General features: G+C 65.7%; 1 protein-coding gene. It reads right to left on the minus strand.

What is annotated here, in order from left to right; genetic code table 11:
- Positions 1-688 (minus strand): glycoside hydrolase family 2 TIM barrel-domain containing protein (locus AACY52_RS28995; protein ID WP_339561169.1); only part of this gene is annotated, 688 nt, incomplete at both ends.

The following is a 688-nucleotide window of genomic DNA, read 5'->3' on the forward strand; positions in this document are numbered from 1 at the left end:
GGACCCGCCACTCGCTGGTCTGCAGGTCGGCCAGGCGATCGGTCGTATACCAGCCGTTATAGGTGTTGATCGCCAGCACATCGAGATCCTTGGCGAGCGGATCGGCGAGCGTCATCACCGGATGGTCGGCGGTTTTGGATCGCTCGACCAGCAGCGCCGCGCTGACCAGCCGCGTATCGTCGAGCCGCCGCACATCGCCGACCAGCGTACGCAGGAAGGCGTTGCGTGCGTCGGTCACCGGGGTTTCGTTGGCGACGCTCCAGATCGCGATGGCGGCGCGGTTGCGATCGCGCAGGACGTTCTCCGCCACCATGGTGCGGGCGCGCGCCAGCGTATCCGGGTTCGACCAGGCGACTTGCCAATAGACCGGCACTTCGCTCCACACGAGCAGCCCCAGCTCATCCGCCAGGCGGAGTGTGCTGTCGCTGTGCGGATAATGGGCAAGACGGACGTAATTGCCGTGCAGACCTTCCTTGATCTCGCTCAGCAACGCGCGTGCGGCGGCCGGGGTCATCGCGCGGGTTGGGTCGGTACCGAGCTCTTCCTCGTGCATCGATATGCCGCGCAGGAAAATGGGTTTGCCGTTGAGCAAGATATCGGCTCCGCGCACGGTGATCGTGCGGAAGCCGATGCGGTCGCGCCAGCGATCCTCGCCCGCATTGATTGCGACGTCGTACAAGCGCGGGCG

The organism is Pseudomonas sp. EA_65y_Pfl1_P113, from assembly GCF_963970525.1.
In the GTDB taxonomy this organism is placed as follows: Bacteria; Pseudomonadota; Gammaproteobacteria; order Pseudomonadales; family Pseudomonadaceae; genus Aquipseudomonas; species Aquipseudomonas tritici.